Origin of the sequence: Bacillus sp. FJAT-42376 (assembly GCF_003816055.1) — a bacterium.
In the GTDB taxonomy this organism is placed as follows: Bacteria; Bacillota; Bacilli; order Bacillales; family Bacillaceae; genus Metabacillus_B.
The window spans coordinates 4,082,813-4,101,329 of the sequence record NZ_CP033906.1; the positions used below are offsets into that span (position 1 = coordinate 4,082,813).

16 protein-coding genes are annotated in these 18,517 nt (G+C 45.8%); 6 read left to right on the top strand and 10 right to left on the bottom strand.

The annotated features are described in order from the left end of the window. Positions 1 to 2 precede the first annotated feature (2 nt). The 4 genes from CEF21_RS20510 to CEF21_RS20525 all read left to right on the top strand — a co-directional run bounded on the left by CEF21_RS20510 (position 3) and on the right by CEF21_RS20525 (position 3,729). Entirely contained in the window at positions 3 to 635 is a 633-nt protein-coding gene (locus CEF21_RS20510) for an SH3 domain-containing protein (RefSeq protein WP_123919616.1), read from the top strand. A 4-nt stretch (positions 636 to 639) separates the two neighbouring features. Next, the gene (locus CEF21_RS20515) at positions 640 to 2,166 is read left to right on the top strand and encodes a SpoIID/LytB domain-containing protein (RefSeq protein WP_123919618.1); all 1,527 of its coding nucleotides are present in this window, start codon (positions 640 to 642) and stop codon (positions 2,164 to 2,166) included. Between the two features lie 388 nt (positions 2,167 to 2,554). Then, complete coding sequence (locus tag CEF21_RS20520) at positions 2,555 to 2,860, top strand: transposase (protein WP_164462263.1); 306 nt, start codon at positions 2,555 to 2,557, stop codon at positions 2,858 to 2,860. After that, the gene (locus CEF21_RS20525; RefSeq protein ID WP_164462264.1) at positions 2,761 to 3,729 is read left to right on the top strand and encodes an IS3 family transposase; all 969 of its coding nucleotides are present in this window, start codon (positions 2,761 to 2,763) and stop codon (positions 3,727 to 3,729) included. Before CEF21_RS20520 ends, CEF21_RS20525 begins: the two co-directional genes overlap by 100 nt. A gap of 247 nt (positions 3,730 to 3,976) precedes the next feature. Here the strand turns inward: CEF21_RS20525 and CEF21_RS20530 are convergent, their stop codons facing one another. The 9 genes from CEF21_RS20530 to CEF21_RS20570 all read right to left on the bottom strand — a co-directional run bounded on the left by CEF21_RS20530 (position 3,977) and on the right by CEF21_RS20570 (position 13,542). Further along, positions 3,977 to 4,435: a hypothetical protein gene (locus CEF21_RS20530; protein ID WP_123919624.1), complete on the bottom strand. Its 459-nt coding sequence runs from the start codon at positions 4,433 to 4,435 to the stop codon at positions 3,977 to 3,979. Positions 4,436 to 4,554: 119 nt separating this feature from the next. Next, a complete protein-coding gene (locus tag CEF21_RS20535) occupies positions 4,555 to 5,928 on the bottom strand; it encodes an O-antigen polymerase (RefSeq protein WP_123919626.1) in 1,374 nt (457 codons plus the stop codon). Positions 5,929 to 5,988: 60 nt separating this feature from the next. Further along, positions 5,989 to 7,041, bottom strand: coding sequence for a non-hydrolyzing UDP-N-acetylglucosamine 2-epimerase (wecB, locus tag CEF21_RS20540; RefSeq protein WP_123919628.1), 1,053 nt, complete (start codon positions 7,039 to 7,041; stop codon positions 5,989 to 5,991). Next, the gene (locus tag CEF21_RS20545; protein ID WP_123919630.1) at positions 7,038 to 8,471 is read right to left on the bottom strand and encodes a lipopolysaccharide biosynthesis protein; all 1,434 of its coding nucleotides are present in this window, start codon (positions 8,469 to 8,471) and stop codon (positions 7,038 to 7,040) included. The genes wecB and CEF21_RS20545 overlap by 4 nt, the downstream gene beginning before the upstream one ends. A 1-nt stretch (position 8,472) precedes the next feature. Further along, entirely contained in the window at positions 8,473 to 9,204 is a 732-nt protein-coding gene (locus CEF21_RS20550; RefSeq protein WP_123919632.1) for an acyltransferase, read from the bottom strand. Between the two features lie 16 nt (positions 9,205 to 9,220). Beyond that, positions 9,221 to 10,540 carry a nucleotide sugar dehydrogenase gene (locus CEF21_RS20555; protein WP_123919634.1) on the bottom strand — a complete coding sequence of 440 codons (1,320 nt, stop codon included), beginning with the start codon at positions 10,538 to 10,540 and terminating at the stop codon, positions 9,221 to 9,223. Between the two features lie 30 nt (positions 10,541 to 10,570). Further along, complete coding sequence (locus tag CEF21_RS20560) at positions 10,571 to 11,602, bottom strand: Gfo/Idh/MocA family protein (protein ID WP_123919636.1); 1,032 nt, start codon at positions 11,600 to 11,602, stop codon at positions 10,571 to 10,573. Then, positions 11,595 to 12,332, bottom strand: a complete 738-nt coding sequence (locus tag CEF21_RS20565; protein ID WP_123919638.1) for a hypothetical protein — start codon at positions 12,330 to 12,332, stop codon at positions 11,595 to 11,597. Before CEF21_RS20565 ends, CEF21_RS20560 begins: the two co-directional genes overlap by 8 nt. Before the next feature lie 100 nt (positions 12,333 to 12,432). Further along, on the bottom strand, positions 12,433 to 13,542 hold the full coding sequence (locus CEF21_RS20570) for a DegT/DnrJ/EryC1/StrS family aminotransferase (protein ID WP_123919640.1): 1,110 nt from the start codon (positions 13,540 to 13,542) through the stop codon (positions 12,433 to 12,435). A 472-nt stretch (positions 13,543 to 14,014) separates the two neighbouring features. Between CEF21_RS20570 and secA2 the strand changes: the two genes are divergently transcribed. Beyond that, a complete protein-coding gene (gene secA2 / locus CEF21_RS20575) occupies positions 14,015 to 16,384 on the top strand; it encodes an accessory Sec system translocase SecA2 (protein WP_164462265.1) in 2,370 nt (789 codons plus the stop codon). Beyond that, a complete protein-coding gene (locus CEF21_RS20580) occupies positions 16,381 to 17,184 on the top strand; it encodes an accessory Sec system S-layer assembly protein (protein ID WP_123919644.1) in 804 nt (267 codons plus the stop codon). The genes secA2 and CEF21_RS20580 overlap by 4 nt, the downstream gene beginning before the upstream one ends. A gap of 442 nt (positions 17,185 to 17,626) precedes the next feature. On the opposite strand, the gene pstA is transcribed toward CEF21_RS20580, so the two are convergent. Then, a complete protein-coding gene (gene pstA, locus CEF21_RS20585) occupies positions 17,627 to 18,514 on the bottom strand; it encodes a phosphate ABC transporter permease PstA (RefSeq protein WP_123919646.1) in 888 nt (295 codons plus the stop codon). Between the last annotated feature and the right edge of the window lie 3 nt (positions 18,515 to 18,517).

Genomic DNA, 18,517 nt, shown 5'->3' on the forward strand with positions numbered 1-18,517 from the left:
CGATGAAAAAAACAAAAATCGCCTTAGTTTTTGGAGCAGGAATATTGGCAGGCAGTATTTTCACCCCGCTTGCCACATCTCAGGCAAGCAGCAATCTTGTCCTGGCAAGCGTTGAATGGGTCACGTCCCAGCTGACTCCGGTTAACAATCGGATCGCAAACCTTGAAAGAGAAGTACAAACGCTGAAGCAAATGAATACGAATCCTGCCTTGCCTTCAAAGGTGTATGTTAAAACGGTCATTGCAGACATTCACTCCGGCGCTATGGAGCATTACAGAGTACTTGCCAGTGTTCCAGTTTCACAGATTCTGAACGTCTCTCAGGAAATCACTTCTGAGGACGGCAAGTATTACAAAGTGGAATATAGCACCGGCAAAACCGGATGGATTCCAGCTTCAGAAGTAAGCAGTACTGCTGTTCAAAAGCCAGCTTCCTTTATTGTAAAATCCTCCGGGACCGTATACAGCGGAGCAGCGGAAACAGGATACAAAAGAGTCGCCACCGTATCTGCCGGCCAAACTCTCAAGTTCCTGAATGCCTTCAAAAACAGCTCCACAAAAGAAGTCTGGATCAATGTCCAGCTTTCAAATGGTGCTAAAGGATGGGTCAAGCAGCAATTTGGCGAGGTGAAATAACGCCATGAATAAGAAAAAACTAGTTGGAGGGGCGCTGCTGTCAGCAGCCCTCCTCTTCGGATTCAGTCCGGTCGGACACGCTTATGAGAAACAAACCTATGCGAGCGAGACAAAAGTGCAGCTAAGAAAAGCGCCATCACTTCAAGTCCAGCTTAACGGACTCTTCGAAATTGAAAACATGACGTCCAGAGAGAAAACACTGCTCGTGCCTTCGGTTTCCGTAACCCTTACAGCGTATAATGGCACAGCAAAACTGACCGCCGGAACAGACTCGTATTCGGCAGGTGCCGGCTTCAAAGTTTCAGAGATTGCGAGCCCGCCTGCCAAGATTGTGAGATTCACGAGCCCTACAGAAGTCAGAAAAAGCGCCGTGGACAGTTCAGAATCCATCCGGACGATGAAAAAAATAGAAGCCGCTGAATATATCACCGAAACCACCAGTTCCGGTGTGGTCTGGTACAATGTTCAGCTCTCCAGCGGAACGAGAGGCTGGGTTTCCTCTAAATCGTCCATTGCAGAATCGGCTCCGTCTGGATTGTCCTTATTCAAATACAATTCCCTTCAATACCGGGGAAGCTTTGAAGCAAAAGCAGACGGCAGCAGCGCAGCCCTATATAATGTACTTGGCTTAGAGGATTATCTAAAAGGCGTCGTACCGAATGAAATGCCGGCAAGCTGGCACCCCGAAGCCCTGAAAGCGCAGGCCATTGTAGCGAGAAGCTTTGCCGTCAATAGCATGGGGCTATCCAACACAGCGAAAAGCCAGGTGTATAACGGATATTCAAAAGAAGACAGCCGGTCCAATGCCGCCGTCGCAGCCACCGAGGGTGTGATGGTCAAGCATAACGGGAAGCCCGTTCAAGCCTTCTTTTACTCTACAAGCGGCGGGAAAACGGCAAATGCCTGGGATGTATGGGGATCAAGTCCCGTCACCTTCCCTTATTTAAAAAGTGTAGAGGATGCGTATGAAAGCTCTCCGCACAGCAGCTGGACCGACACATTCCGCTCCGCTGTCCTATTAGGAACGTTCGGATTTGATCCGAATACAACAGTTTTATATGACATAAAAGCGAATCCGACTGGACAAAACGGAGAAATCGGCAGCGTCACGGTTACAACCTCTGCCGGTGTGAAAACGATCACCGGAGATGAAGGAGACATCCGCTCCCTTTTTCCAGTGAAGCAGTATTACAACCAGCTTCGCTCGAACTGGTTTACACTGAATCCGGTTCAGTCCTTTACGGTAAAAGGTCCCGGTACAGCAAGCCAGAAGCAATTCGCCGTTACAGGCAGCAGCGTAATGGGAGCTGACGGAAAGCAAACAACCATCCAGGACAGTCAGGTCACCATTCAAACCGCATCCGGCCCTGTCATGCAGGAAGCAGACCCGGCAACCATCCAGGTCAACGGCAAAGGCTGGGGCCACCGTATCGGAATGAGTCAATACGGTGCCAACGGCTATGCGAAAAATGGCTACAAAGCCGAAGCGATTGTCCAGCATTACTTCCCGGGGACGGTTGTGGGGAAATAGATTGGATATAGTGGAACAGCCCTTTTTTTGGGGGCTGTTTTTTTGTTTCTTTCTTATTAAAGGCGGAGACTAGTTCAGGTACGGTGCCCGTCCCATTCTTTGCTGCCAATAAAGATACCCCACCGTTTTTATACCTTCAAAGCTTCTTTCCTCCTTCCCCTTTGATCTTGTGAGGAGAGGGTTTATTAAGTTTGCACTGACCCCCGCTCCTTTACCGAACTAAACCTCCGTCCCCCCTGCTTGTCAGCCCTTGCCCCTCAGCACTTCTGGCGAGTCTTTCTCAATCCCCCGCTGCGTTGCCATGTTGGGGGTCAGTGCTATGCTCCCAATATAGTTTACAGGGTCTCCTTAGACATGTTAGTGTCTACAATCAAAGGAGGAGATGAGGATGAAAAAGTACTCAGCAGAATTCAAAAAGAGAGTAGTAAAGTTTTATCATGATCATGCAGAACTGGGCTATTTGAGTGTGGCTAGGGAATTTGATATTCCTTCTGACGAAACGGTAAGACGGTGGATTAAAAAGGATCAGGTGAAAGAAGAGACAAAACCGGAAAAGGACCAGGGGCAGAAGTCGAAAAGGTGTTTGCCATCCGGGTGGCCAAAACCAAGGACGCTGATGGAAGAGAAAGCTTTTTCAGATGCGGAGAATGCTTATTTAAAAAAGTTATTAGCCTTGAGAAAGGAGGGAAGATAACCAAATCAGAGCGTTTTGAAATCATTCATCATTTGGTGAAGGACTATAGTATCTACAAACTATGTCTTATAGCTGGCGTTTCGAGATACGGCTACTACAAGTGGAAAAAGAGGCTCTCACGGCCTCTAACCAAGGAGGAGAAGAGAAACCAGGAAATGGCCATCCTTCTCAGGGAGCAGTATTTTGAGGAAAAGGGACGACAAGGATACCGGCAATTGACCACTTATTTGAGAAAGTATCATGATCTGTTTGTGAATCACAAACGCGTAAGAAGGTTATTAAATAAGATGGGGCTGCATGCGCGTCAGAGACGCAAGAAAATTAGACATTACGATCAAGAAAGCCACTTTGCCCCTAATCTCTTGAAGCGCAATTTTAAGGCCGATTACCCGAATGATAAACTATGCATTGATATCACGTACGTCTATGCAGGGAGTAAGCGATACTATCTTTGTGCCATCATTGATTTATTCAACAATGAAATTATCGCCTACCATTTGAGCGATAAAAATGATACAGACCTGGTTTTGGATACCCTTAAAAAAGCCCATAAAAAAAGAGACCTGAAATGTGCCACCCTGCATAGCGACCAGGGACACCAATTCACGTCTCACAAATACAAAAACACACTTATAGGGTACCAAATCGTACGAAGCATGTCTAGAAGAGGGAACTGTTGGGACAACGCACCAATCGAGTCATTCTTTAGTCATTACAAGACAGAAGGTCTTTGGCTGGATCGCCCGCGTACACTGCAACAATTGGTGGAAACAACAGATGAGTACATGGATTTTTATAATCAGCGGAGATACCAGAAGAAATTAGGCTATCAATCACCGAAAGAGTTTTCTAAGAGCGCAGCAAATTAAAAGAAACGACCCTGTAAACTTGACAGGGCGCAGTGCACAGTGCAATGCACTGACCCCCGTTTCTCTACCGAACTAAACCTCCGTCCCCCCTGCTCGTCAGCCCTTGCCCCTCAGCACTTCTGGTGATTTTTCCTCTATCCTCCGCTGCGCTACCGTGTTGAGGGTCAGTGCAATGCTACCACGCTTCCCCCTGCTAATCCTCCCCAAACAAAAAAACCCCCGCTCAACGCAAGGGGGCCCTTCACACCTATTTCAAAATATCCTCTTTCGGAGACTCATCTCCGTTGATTACATAGTACCGGTCACCGTGCTTTTGAAGAATCCAAAAGTAGGTTCCGCCAATTTTTGATTCTTCTAGGACGACAGTCCAATCTTCTTTGTATTCATCCTTCAGCATCTTGGCAGCGTCTGCTTTGAGTTCATCCTTTTGAATTGGCGTAAACGTCAATTTTTCGATTCCGCCGACTTGATCCACTTTATCGGAGAACATGATTTTGCTGAGCTGCAGATCTTCTTTGCTGATGCCTGATTTGCTGAAATGCTCGTAAAACTTTTCCATATCTTCGCCTTTGGCATCTTTGTATACCTGCTTTACGGTATTTGCTGCGGCCGTCATTTCTTTAGCGTTTGCTTCAGGGTCTTGGCATGCTGCCATTAGGGCGATGGAGAGGATCATCCATACAGTGAGGAGCCATTGCTTTTTCATCAGATTCCGTCCTTTAAATGAAGTAAGATACCTCTATTATAAGGTGGACGGTACGAAAGAACTAGACAAACTATTGTTAAAATTATGTAAAGGGGCCTCCATATGGAAGCCCCTCTCATTTAGGATGGCTGCTCATTTAACCCGCCTTTTCGGCGTTTTTTGAACATCCGGTATAGATTGAGCAAAATGTACGGTGTCAGAAGAATGATCAATACAGACACCCATAGCGTATTCAGCAGGAAGTCGGCAAATCCACCGATAACGACCCGCGGAATGTTGACGGTGAAGAAGATAAACAAGGCCAAGAACAGCGGATTTTTCGGAAGTCGGATAAAGACCATATACACGAGCTGGATCACAAACCCGACATAAATGGTTCCTAGAACAATTCCTGCATACCCAAAGTTCGCATACGCCTCTGCCGCAAACAGTGTATTCAAAACCCCTGCTGTTCCCTCTTCTACCCGCTGCGGATAATAAACATCCATGGCAAGTGCCGCGGAACGGACCTGATGCATATCATACAGTCCGATAAGTGAGGATGGCAGGCTCCGTCCATTTAGAAGATCAATCCGGTCTGTAAACAGATCAAGATGCAAATAAAATGGAGCAACCTGGGAAAGCAGAACCCGTCCGATTGGACCTCTGTTATAGGATAGGAAGCTCGCTGGATCGGTCACTCCCTGGATGAAAACGTACATAACAACCAGGAGAACAGCCCCGAGGCCGCCGAGCACCGCTAATCGGAACCATGTAAGCCTGATGATTTTCAAGTAAATCAACAGCAACAATACCATGATGATATAAAAGAAAATCGGTGCCTTTGACAGATCATAAACTGCCATGAACAGCGCCCCGCCTGTTGTTAAAGCAAACAGGATAAACCAGCGGAGCTCTTTACGCTGATAAAAGTAGATAAAGGTAATCATGGAAAGAATCGGAGCAAGGGCAACACCGAAAATATTCCTGATGATCGTGCTTCCGCCAAAACCGTGAGAAGCTGAGATCCGCAGCTGACTTAGATTATCAGAGCCTTTTAAAAGCTCCAGAATCGGAATCGCATCAATTTTTAAGATTGTGTACCCGATTGCACCCATCGAGAGGATTGTGAAAAAGGTATATAGATAAAACATTTGATTGCCGTTTTCCTCCCGATAGACAGGCGCATTGATGTAGCTTGTAAATTCTTTTTGTGCATTAAAGCCCGCAAGCCTGCTCAGCAGGAACATGGTGAGCGGCATCACAATCATAATAAAACAGATAAAGAAAAAGCCCATGTACCGGAACAGGTCATCCGATAAGCGGTCAATCATGTAATGCTCGTCAATTTTGAGTACTACGAGCAAAGAGCCAATAAAGGTGGAGGCCAGCAGGGAATAATAATACGTAATGGATAGTAAGTTTGGGGTGAGCAGCGACATGGAGCCTGATACTTTTCTGAAAAGAATAAAGGACAGAACCAGTACCGCAGCCCAAATCAGGATATAAACCATAATACGGCCGTAACTCCTTTGTTTAAAAGATAAGCGGGCAAACACGATGCCCGCTCTACATTACTTTTTCAGGTGGTCAACCAAATGCTTCGCACTGTCTCCGTCGCCGAATGCAGGCTCATAAGCGGAAGTATACTCGCTTCTGACAGCTTCAAGAATTTTCGCGGTATCAGAGCCGACCAGAATGTTTCCTTTGTTCTGAACCGTTTCAATCCACTCTGTTTCTTCTCTAAGTGTCACACAAGGGATTTGCAGGAAGTAGGCTTCCTTCTGCACGCCGCCTGAATCAGTCAGGATTTTTTCCGCTTCACTCTCAAGACGGAGCATATCCAGATACCCAACCGGCTCAATGACTTTAAGGTTAGGAACATCTTCTAGCTTGATGCCATAACCTTCAAGCTTATGCTTCGTACGAGGGTGAATTGGCCATACCAGGGTTTTGTCAATCTGCTTGAACGCATCCAAGATGTTTTGCATTTTTTCCGGGAAGTCTGTGTTTTCTGCGCGGTGCAGAGTCACAAGATGATAGCCTTTGCTCTCCAGGCTGTGCTGCTCAAGAATCTTGGAATCAGCCGCAAGCTTCTGATTGTACATAACAGCGTCATACATAACATCGCCAACATTGAACACGTTATGTGTAACATTCTCGTTTTTCAGGTTCTGAATCGCTGTATCGGTCGGGCAGAACAGGTACTCGGATACATGATCCGTCATGATGCGGTTTACTTCCTCCGGCATTTTTTTGTTGAAAGAGCGAAGGCCCGCTTCAATGTGGATCACAGGGATATGCATTTTGGAAGCAGCAAGCGCGCCTGCTAATGTTGAATTCGTATCACCGTAAACAAGAACGTAATTCGGCTCTTCCTTTACCAGTACTTCTTCAATTTTCGCAAGCATTTCGCCTGTCTGTTTTCCGTGAGAGCTAGAACCGACGTTTAAGTGATAATCCGGCTTCGGAATATCCAGCTCATCGAAAAAGATGTCAGACATGTTTTTATCGTAATGCTGTCCTGTATGGACAATGATTTCGTCAAAGGATTTGCGAAGCTCTCTGGATACAGGAGCTGCTTTAATAAATTGAGGCCTTGCCCCGATAATAGTTACAACCTTCAAGCTGCTTCCTCCGTTCTTCCTCTTTTACGCAGAGTCAGTAATACTCCGCCGTTTGTAAGCAAGAAAAATGCCCAAGGCACAAGTACAAGCCATACGCTTAAGTCTGAGAAATCCAATATGTATTGAATCGCTGCGATGGAAAGGAGGCTTGTGATGAACATGAAAATCAGTTTGCCTACCGGTGTTGGTACGTGGTAGGTCTTTTGGCTTCTGATGAAGATGGCAACCGTTGCATAGCCGTATGATAACGTAATGGCTAATGCTGCACCCCATAATCCCATTATTGGAATTAGCACTACATTTAGTATTAAGCTTATAAAAGCGGCTATACCAAATTGAATAGAAATTGGTTTCGTTTCTTTTTTTATAAAAAGACCTACAGAGATAATTAAGTAATAAAAGTTAAGGAATGATCCTAAACTTAACAGCGGTACATAAACACTTGCCGGATGGAATTCTGTATTTGAAATCATCCATCTAAAAATGGCAGGAATAAACGTGGCAATTCCCATCAAGCCAAACATTCCGATGGCAAAGATAATGATATATACACTTCCAAAAATTTTCTTTGCATCCGGTTTATCCTTAATTGACATTGAGTATGGCCTCCAAGCCATTTGGACTCCTGTAGTCAATAAGGTGATAACCGTTGCAAACTTTACTGCGGTTCCAAAGAGACCAGCAGCATCTGGACCGTCAAATCCAGTCAAAATAAGCTTGTTAGACGCTGAAATTAGCCAAAAGGATAAAGAAGCCGGTACTAAAGGAGCTGCATAAATCAAGATCTCCTTCATTAACTCCTTATCAAATCTAAACGTGACAAGATTTTTAAAGTGCGGGAGCAAGAATACAATTATGATGCTTGCCGCTGCTATTCTCCCGAACATAATCATATCTACGTCCTGTTCCCAATATTTGAGGAACAAATAAGAGAATAGCGCAACCATACCCAAACGTGCCACAGTAGAAATGACAACCCGCCAGGTTAAAAACTCGAATCTAAAATAGGTCAATACTAAAGTGATCATTGATTCCAATAAAAGAACAATAAAAGCGAGCTGCACCGTTTTTTCATATCCCGGTGCTTGTGCGACTATCATAGATACCTGCGAATCTAGAACGACAGACAGCAAATATAAGATAAATGCAACACCAAAACGGAATAAGAGAACATTTCTTACATAATCCATTTTCCTGCTCTCATGTTTTTTTTCAAAAAAGTAAAAAGCAAGAGCAGAATCTGTTCCGAATATAACCAAGAATGTCATTAAATTGGTTACAGCATCAATATTTTCAAACACCCCATATTCAGCAGGGTCAAGATAGTGGGTGTAAACAGAAATCATTAAAAACGCTACCAGTTTCGTCCCAACATTCATTAAAGCATAAAGGAGGGCATCCCCTCCAAAACGCTTGAGTTGCTTTAGCAAGTTACAGCAGCTCCCTCTTATCTACCGGTCTGAGGAATTTTGCAGGGAGGCCTTTGACAACGGTTTCGGCTTCTGTGTCTTTTGTGACTAGAGCGCCGGCTGCGACGAAGGTTTCTTCTGCGACTGTAATGCCTGGCAGGATGATGGAGGCACCGCCTACGCGGGCTCCTTTTTTAACGGTAGCGCCTTTGATTTTGTCAAAGCGCTCTTCTGTGCGTCCCATGAAGTTATCATTCGTTGTGGTGACACATGGTGCGATGAAAACAAAATCTTCAAGCTCTGTATAAGCAGTAATGTATGAGTTCGATTGGATTTTTACACGGCGGCCGATTTTGACGTGGTTTTCTACCGTTACGCCGCGGCCGACGATGCATTCGTCTCCGATTTCTACATTTTCACGAACACTTGCAAGATCCGCAACGAGCGTGGAATGGCCGATTTTCGCACCCGCGTAAAGAACCGCGTTGCTTCCAATCGTCACATTGTCGCCCAGTTCAAGCGGAGCCATTGCGCTTGTCAGTTTGACTGTGCTTGTTTTCCCCGGAGTCGGCTGCTTGCCGATTACGGCTCCATCCGCAATGCGTACGCCGTCTCCAACAACCGTTCCCGCGTAAATGGTCACGTGGTTTCCAATGGAAACATTCTTCCCAATCAGAACGCCTTCCTCAATCACATTAAAGTGGCCAAGTACAACGGAATCATCCAATTTCACCGAGTTGCTGATTACATTCATCGAACAACGCTCCCTCTTACAGTTTTGTATAGTTAGCAGGCTTGTTCTCTACATGTTTCATCGCATTGCGCGTGTCAAATAGGGAACGGCTGTGTTTTCCGATCATTTCATAATCAAATGTGCTGTGATCCGTTGTCAGAAGGACAAGATCCGATTCTTCAAGCAACCCTTCTGTCATTGGAACCGTTTCTACTTTTTCGCCGCGAAGCTTGAAAGAAGTAACGAATGGATCCACGACTCTTACATCAGCACCCTCTTCATATAAAGAGTTCAGGATGTGAAGAACAGGAGATTCACGAACATCATCGATATCTTTTTTGTATGCCACACCAAGAACGGTTACTTTTGCTCCGCGAAGCGCTTTTCCATCCTTGTTCAATAGACGCATGCTGCGCTCTACAACGTGTTCAGGCATCGCGTTATTGATTTCACCGGCAAGCTCGATTAGACGAGTGTGGTAATTGTATTCACGCGCTTTCCAAGTCAGGTAGAATGGATCGATTGGAATACAGTGTCCGCCAAGGCCCGGGCCCGGATAGAATGCCATAAATCCGTAAGGCTTTGTTTTCGCTGCATCAATGACTTCCCATACATCAATGCCCATACGCTCGCATAGGATCGCCATTTCATTCGCAAGAGCGATATTGATGTGGCGGAACGTGTTTTCAAAGATTTTTTCCATTTCAGCTACTGCCGGACTGGAAACCTCGAATACTTCCCCTTCAAGTACGTGGCGGTAAAGAGAAGAAGCCACTTTCGTACAGTTTGCTGTAATACCGCCAACAACTTTAGGCGTGTTTTTCGTTTTGAATTCTTTATTGCCCGGATCCACACGCTCAGGAGAGTACGCTACGAAAATATCTTCTCCGATCACATAGCCTTTCTTTTCAAAGGCAGGGACAACGATTTCTTCTGTTGTTCCAGGGTAGGTCGTTGATTCAAGGACAACTAGCATTCCTTTATGGGCAAAGTTTGCAATCGCGTTTGAAGAGCTTTCTACATACGATGTGTCCGGCTGCTGATGGTGGTCAAGCGGCGTTGGTACACAGATTGCCACTGCATCTACATCCTGGATTCTTGAGTAGTCAGTTGTCGCTTCAAGAAGGCCGTTTGCAATAATTTCTTTCAGATCTTCGTTTACAACGTCGCCGATGTAGTTGTTGCCGTCGTTTACCATATCAACGCGGGATTGCTGTACATCGAAGCCGATAACTTTGTAGCCGGCTTTCGCTTTTTCAACCGCAAGCGGAAGTCCTACATAACCTAATCCAACGACACCAATCGTTGCATTTTTTGATTCTATCTTAGAAAGCAACTCATCAATATGAGCTCCCATAATCGTTCATCTCCTTAGAATATCTCACTCTTAGTTCGTTACTGCTGGTTTTGAAAGGTATACTTTTTTGCCGGTTTCAGCCGATTCAAGAATCGCGTTGATTAATTGAATTGGTGCAAATCCGTCATGTCCGGTGACAATCGGTTCACGGTCTTCTTTCACGGCCGCCGCCATGTCTTCAATGATCCACTGATGGCCAGGCTTGCCGAACGGATCCGCTTCGATTTCTTTCATCGCGGCTTCACGGTCTTCATCTGTTTCCCCTTCAAAATCCCACGTCTCAATAAAGTTCGCATTGCGTCCGCTAATTTTGGCGCTTCCCGTCTCTCCAAATATCGCCAGTGATTCTTCCAGGTTCTTCGGATAAATCGTTGTAGCGGCTTCAATAACACCAAGTGCCCCTGACTCAAACTCTACCACGCTCACAGCAAGGTCTTCTGTTTCAATCTTGCGGAAACGCGTAGCGGCCATAGCCTGTACACTTTTCACAGGTCCCATAAACCATAGAAGCAAATCAAGATTGTGAATGGCCTGGTTCATCAGAACGCCGCCGTCAAATTTCTTCGTTCCGCGCCACGGAGCCTGGTCATAGTACTCCTGACCGCGGTTCCATCTTACGGTCGCATTCGCATGGCTGAATTTGCCGAACTTGCCTGCATCCATCTGCTCGCGGAGCTTGCGGATGGCCGGGCGGAAACGGTTCGGGTGGACAACGGAAAGCTTCACACCGTTTTTCGCAGCCGCTTCCATGATTTTCTCACTGTCATCATCTTTAAGAGCCATTGGCTTTTCCACAACAATGTGCTTGCCGTATGAAGCGACAAGAGACGCAAGAGGTTCATGAAGCCCGGATGGCGTACAGATGTTAACAACATCCAGGCCTTCCTGCTCCTTCAGCATTTGCTCAAGATCGGTGTAAGTATTAACCTTGCCTTCGTATTCTTTAAGACGATCTGGGTTTGTATCGCAAACCGCAATCAGGTTAGCCCCGGCTGCATCCTCAATCGCCTGGATGTGTTTTTTCGCAATGAATCCCATTCCTACTACTGCAAAATTAACCATGAAGTTCAGCTCTCCTTGCATCATGTAAGTACTTCGCCAGCATCAGGCCAAACAGCGTCAGGAACAAGCCTAAGATAAAGGCGACGATTGTGTTGGCTTTTGCATGGTTGTCTTGTTTTGAGACATCTTTGCTGAGCATCAGCGGTTCTACGTAATTCAAAAGATCAATTTTATTGCCTTCTATTGAATCCTCATAGGTTGAGATTAGTTTATCTTCTGTTGAAACAGCGTCCGATAAAACAGCAAAATCTTCGCCATTCAAATTATCAAAATCAGTTTGAAGCTTGTCAGACATAACTCCGTGAGATTTCTCGGCAGATTTCAGCCGACCCTCGTAATTCGCCTTTTTTTGCTCAGTTATTTCCACAACTTCATTATACTTACTTTTTAAAGCTGAAAAATACTCATCAGATGATTGATTAAGGATCTTATCAACCGCATCTTCATCTTTGCCTTTAACCGAGAATTCCACTTTTGATTGCCCTAAAACTTCAATCTTCAGTTTGTTCCCGTATTTCTTCTGATAAACAGCTTCCATAACATCAGGATCTGTCAGATAGTCATCCTTTATTTTGGCGGTATAAAAATTCGCCTTACCCTCATATCCCTTGCTCATCACTGCAGATAAACCGTAAGCAAGAATCGCAGCCACAACCGGAATTCCAACAATGAGCCATTTCTTTTTCCAGAAATACATCAAGTATTCATAAAGATAGTTACGTTTTTCCATGCGTTAACTCCTTGTAAGATAGTAAATGCGGATTGCCTATACAAACAAACAAGCCCCTTTTACCGGTAGGATTTCCCGGTAAAAGGCGACTTATAGCGTTTTAGTTATAAAATTTTTCGATGCATTCCACGACATATTCCTGCTGTTCCTGTGTCAGCTCAGGGAACATTGGAAGGGAAATCGCTTCTCTTGCAGCCTTGTCAGACTCAGGGAAGTCCCCTTCTTTGTAGCCAAGTTCAGCAAATACAGGCTGAACATTCAATGGAAGCGGATAGTAAATCATCGTTGCTACGCCTTGCTCCTGCAAATACTGCTGAAGCTCATCGCGTCGCTCAACACGGATTGTGTACTGGTGGAACACGTGATAGCGGTCGCTTACCTCGATTGGTGTAACAACTTTATCCTGAAGCTTGTTTTTAAGAAGTGCCGTATAAATGTCTGCGCGTGCACGGCGTTTTTCGCTCCACTCATTCAGATGAGGGAATTTCACATTAAGAATCGCGGCCTGCATTTCATCAAGACGGCTGTTATATCCCAGCACGTGGTGATAATATTTCGGCTTGCTTCCGTGAACGCGGATGACGCTCATTTTTTCAGCAAGGTCCTCATGCTTCGTTACGATCATACCGGCATCGCCGTAAGCGCCAAGGTTTTTCGTCGGGAAGAAGCTGTATGTAGCCGTATGGCCATACTCCCCTGTGTGCTTTCCTTTATAAGTAGCACCGATTGCCTGAGCTGCATCTTCTACGACAAAAATGCCGTGCTTGTCCGCAATTTCCATAATGCGATCCATTTCAGCCATTTGTCCGTATAGGTGAACAGGGATTATCGCTTTTGTTTTAGGAGTGATTTTTTCTTCAATCAGCTCCGGGTTAATATTGAATGTGACCGGATCAATATCAACGAATACAGGGGTTGCTCCACAGCGGGCAATCGCGCCTGCCGTTGCAAAAAACGTGAACGGAGTCGTAATGACTTCGTCGCCTGCTGTTACGCCGCAAGCCTGTAAAGAAATATGTATAGCATCACTGCCGTTGGCTACGCCTACTGCATATGGTACGTTACTGAATTCAGCTACGTCAGTCTCCAATTTTTTCACATTGCTTCCCAGGATAAAACGTGTAGATGTCATCACGTCATCCAGTGCTTTCAGCATTTCGTCCCGCAAATTGGTATATTGTTCGGAAAGATCTAACATAGGCACTTTCATACAGTATCTTCTCCTTAGCATATTCTAATTTCAGTACCGTCGATGACTGGTTTTGAATCCTCAATCAGGGTCGGCCCAGCTTTTACTCAATCTTATTCATTTTAGCACAATAGAGCAGATTTTTGTCAGAGACCGTCGAACGTCATACAATTGTTAAAACCGTGTTACGTTTAACATGACCTTGTTTCATTCTGCTTACTCTCTGCCTGCCATTTTGCCTGTGAAAAATCATCTTTATCTCCCATTGTCAAACAGATAAATTTCCACCTAGTACACAATATCACATGTGCCATGAAATGAAAACAGTTCAGAGAAGGGATGAAAACCTTTCCTATGCATTTTTTTCAAATTAACCCAAAGAATTTCCGGGATTATGTTATAATGTGCATGTTTAATAGGAAGAGAAACGTAAAAAATGGTTCATCAGGCAGCACAGTCTGAAAGGAAACTTCAAAGTGGGAGCGCGTCCAAGATGTCAATTATTTATGAAAAATACATGGGGCTCAAATCGAAAAATCAGATCAAGAAGCTTCATAAAATAGTAGAGAAAATCAATGCATTAGAAGACACATATAAAAGCATGACCGATGAGCAGCTTCGCCATAAAACCTCTGCCCTTAAAGAATCCCTCCAAAACGGAAAATCGATGGAAGATATCCGCCCTCACGCATTTGCCATGGTCCGGGAAGCAGCCATGCGTACCATTAAACAGCGCCATTACGATGTCCAGCTGATCGGCGGCCTCGTTTTATCCGAAGGAAAAATAGCACAAATGCAGACAGGTGAAGGAAAAACGCTCGTCGCCTCCCTGCCAAGCTTTCTATTTGCCCTCCAAGGGAAAGGTGTTCACGTCATCACGTCAAATGAATACCTTGCAAAGCGCGACTATGAGCTAATCGGAAAAATTCACCGTTTTCTGGGACTCGAAGTCGGCTTGAACTTATCCGAAATGGATACGGAAGAAAAGAAGCACGCGTACCAGTGTGACATCACCTACGGAACAGGAAATGAATTCGGATTCGATTACCTGCGCGACCATATGGTGACTCAGGCTTCTGAAAAGGTGCAAAGAGGACAGGCATTTGCCATCCTTGATGAAATCGACAGTATCCTGATCGACGAAGCGAGAACCCCTCTGATTATCGCGAACAAATCAGGGGCTTCAATCGAACTGTTTGAAATTACGTCTATGGTTGTAAAATCATTTAAAAAAGGCGAAGAAATCGAGGTGGACCTTCCTTCCCGCCAAGTTCATTTAACGGAAAAAGGAATCGAACGGCTAGAGAACACGTTCGGAATCGACAACCTGTATTCAGCAGACCACCAAATCCTTTTCCATTATGTGAATCAATCCCTGCAGGCTGAATTTATCCTGAGACGGGATGTTGATTACATAGTAAAAGAAGGAAAAGTCGAGCTTGTTGATGCTTTTACAGGACGGGTTATGGACGGCCGCAACCTTAGCCACGGGCTTCATCAGGCAATCGAGGCGAAAGAAGGCCTGACGATCAATGAAGAAAATGTGACACAGGCAACGGTCACCGTCCAAAATTATTTTAGAATGTATACGATACTATCAGGAATGACCGGAAGCGCCATTCCTGCCCAAAAAGAATTTATGGATATCTACTATTTGGATGTTGTCGAAATCCCGACAAACCGTCCGAAGCGCAGAAAAGACGAGCCTGATCTCATCTACCAGACGCTCAACCAGAAATACAAGCGCATTGCGGATGAAGTGAAAGAAATGAACAAAACCGGGCGCCCGGTTTTAATCGGAACCACGTCGATCCATCAGTCTGAATTGCTTTCTGCGTATTTGAAGAAAGCAGGTGTCACCCATCAGCTGCTCAATGCCAAAACCGAAGAACAGGAAGCGAAACTCATCTCCCTTGCCGGACAGCAGGGCCAGGTAACGATTTCTACCAACATGGCCGGCCGCGGAACGGATATCCTTCTCGGAGAAGGAGTAGCCAAGCTCGGCGGCCTTCACATCATTGGTACAGAACGCCATGAAAGCGAACGCGTTGACATGCAGCTGCGGGGCCGTGCAGGACGCCAGGGTGATCCAGGTTCTTCGCAATTTATCGTGTCACTTGAGGATGATCTGCTGAATCAGTATGACGATGAAGAGCTTGAAAAATGGATGAAGAAAATGAAGGCCGATGAAAACGGCCTTGTCATCAGTCCGGACCCTCGAAAGTTTATGGATAAGGTACAAGAAACGATTGAGAATTCACACTTCTCAGGCCGGGTGCATTTGCTGAAGCTTGAAGATCACTTGGACCAGCAGCGGAAAGCGGTGTACGGAATCCGGAACAGCCTGCTTGAAAGTACAGAGCTGGCACCTTCTTTAATCGAGCAATTCAGAACCGTTTATCAGGAAACCATCGATGAAATGTGCCCTGAAAATCAGACGCCGGATGAATGGGATGTTCAAACGCTTTATCAGAAACTACAATCCATCCTTCCTCTAACCATTGATGCCGATGCTTTAACAGGAAAAGAACGGGAAGACATGGAGGACATGCTTGAAAAAGATGTGAATGTCTACCTTCTTGCTTTAAACAATGTCGATGAGGATGAGGGCATGGCCCAGCAGGCGCGAAGCTTCTCCCTTTCCTTATTGGATCAAGGATGGATTGCCCACCTGGATGTGATGGATGAGCTAAAGGAAGGAATTCACCTCCGTTCATATGGCCAGGAGGATCCTTACCGTCTATTCCAGCTTGAAGCCCATCATTCTTTTGAAGAGATGCTAAAAGAATACCGCCATGCCGTATTCGCCAAAATTCAATATATTCTCCCAAGCACTCAGGAAATGGAGGAAATCCAGTCATGACAGCAAACACAGCAGCGCAAACCGCGCTATCTTTCCATCCTTCCTGGGAGGTAAGCAAGCAGGAATTTTATGTGTATCAATATCATCTGCTTCAGCTTGACCCGCTTGAAGAAAGCCAGCTTTCGATCGCCGGAGTTAAGCTTGAAGCATACGAAGAATTCTTTTCCATCACTTCCCTAATAAGAAGCACAGTCAGCAAGCCCATTCAGTTTGAAATGCTTCAGCTGCTTCTGCTGGATGAAAACCAAGAAGTCGTTGCCCGCGAAACGTTCGATATGGAACGTTTCGGAGAACTGCCCCCAAATACAGCCCGTCCATGGCGGTTTATTTTCGGAGTCGACACACTCTTAGAAGGAAAAGACATTCCGAGCGGAAACTGGACCATTGCATTTGAATTGAAAAAGAAAAATGAACATGTCCTTGACCTGGACCCTTCGTGGAAAGAAGGTCTCACACCAGAGCAGACAAAGCGCCTGGAACAAATGGTTCAAAACATGCCGCCAATGGGAGCGAACGAACTCAACATGATGGGCCTTGAGGCATCTCTCAATCCAGCAGGCGACCTGAAAATTTCCCTGCTGATTCGAAACGGAAGCCTAAACAACATAAAACTCGAACAAGTTCCGCTAACCGTGGAAGATGCTGCCGGCGACATCGTCGCAGCCGGTGTCTTCAAAACCGAATCACTGGAAGTCAAAGGCAACACAAGCAAGCCTTGGAGCTTCGTCTTCCCAAAGGAAATGGTAAAAAAAGAAAACCCCGATTTCACCAGCTGGCGCGTCTATCCGCCCCAGGGGTGAGGAATTGGATGACGGCAGAGACTCTGATACAGGGTCTCTGTTTTTTTGTATTAGGGATGTTGGGATAATGTTTTGTTGTATTGATTGGTGTCGGTTTTTGTTAAGGGGTTGACCTTTTGCACTGACCCCCATTCCTTTAGCGAACAGGGGGTCAAAGCTCAACACTTCCTATCCGCTAAGGCAGAACGGCTGCCATTAGGAGGGGACGGAGGTTTAGTCCTTTAGCAGAGTGAGGGTCAGTGCAATGCACTGACCCTCAGCACGGTAGCGAAGTGGGGGATGGAGTAAGAATTACCAGAAGTGCTGAGGGGCAAGGGCATGCGAGCAGTGGGGACGGAGGTTTAGTTCGGTAGAGAAGCGGGGGTCAGTGCAAACCAAATTGCTCGATTCACACATAAAAAACTCCCAAAGCCACAAGGCTTTGGGAGTTTTCCTTCTTAGCTTATCGTCTCTGTCTCAAGCTGTAATTCCGCATCCAAAGCGGGATTCGCATGACCAGACTGATCAGCAGAACGATGATAACAAGCACGGCTGCGGATTTATCCGCTATTTGGACAGCGTCTTCAACAAGCGCCTCTGACTGGACGTACCATAGATGAACAGGTAGGGTTCCGCCTTGGGAGAGCGGATTAAAGTCCCACATGTTTCCGGACGTTCCGGTTCCTCCCGCCAGCAAGATGACAGCTGATTCACCAAACGCACGGCAGGCAGCGAGGCTGATTCCGGTTAAAATTCCCGGCATCGCTGCCGGAATCACGATTTTGACAATCGTTGTCGCTTTCGTAGCTCCCATGGCCAGGGAAGCTTCACGGAGCTCACCCGGTACAGAAGTGATCGCTTCCTCCGTCACCCTTGTTATGACAGGGAGATTCAGGAGCGACAGGGCAATTCCCGCTCCAAGGATCGTTAAGCCTATGTCAAAAATATCAACGAATAAAACATATCCAAAAAGTCCAAATACTACCGATGGAACAGATGCCAGGCTCTCTACACATGTCCGGATAAACTCCGTTAACTTAGAAACGGGTGCATATTCCGCAAGGTAAATTCCCGCACCGACTCCGATCGGCAGGGAAATGATCATGGCGATGATTAAAACGTACACGGAGTTGAATAGAAAAGGACCAACCCCTCCGCCGGCAAGAATTTCGTCGGGCAGCTTAACCAAGAAGTCAGGTGTCAGGATTGGAAGACCCTTAGCCAAAATCATGAACAGCAGCGCCACAATTGTGAGGACCACAACCGCTGCCATGCCCCATAAGAATCCTGTCAGGATGGAGTCCAGCATGTATCTTGATTTTTTTTCAGGAAAATTAACTTTCTGGTTCATCTT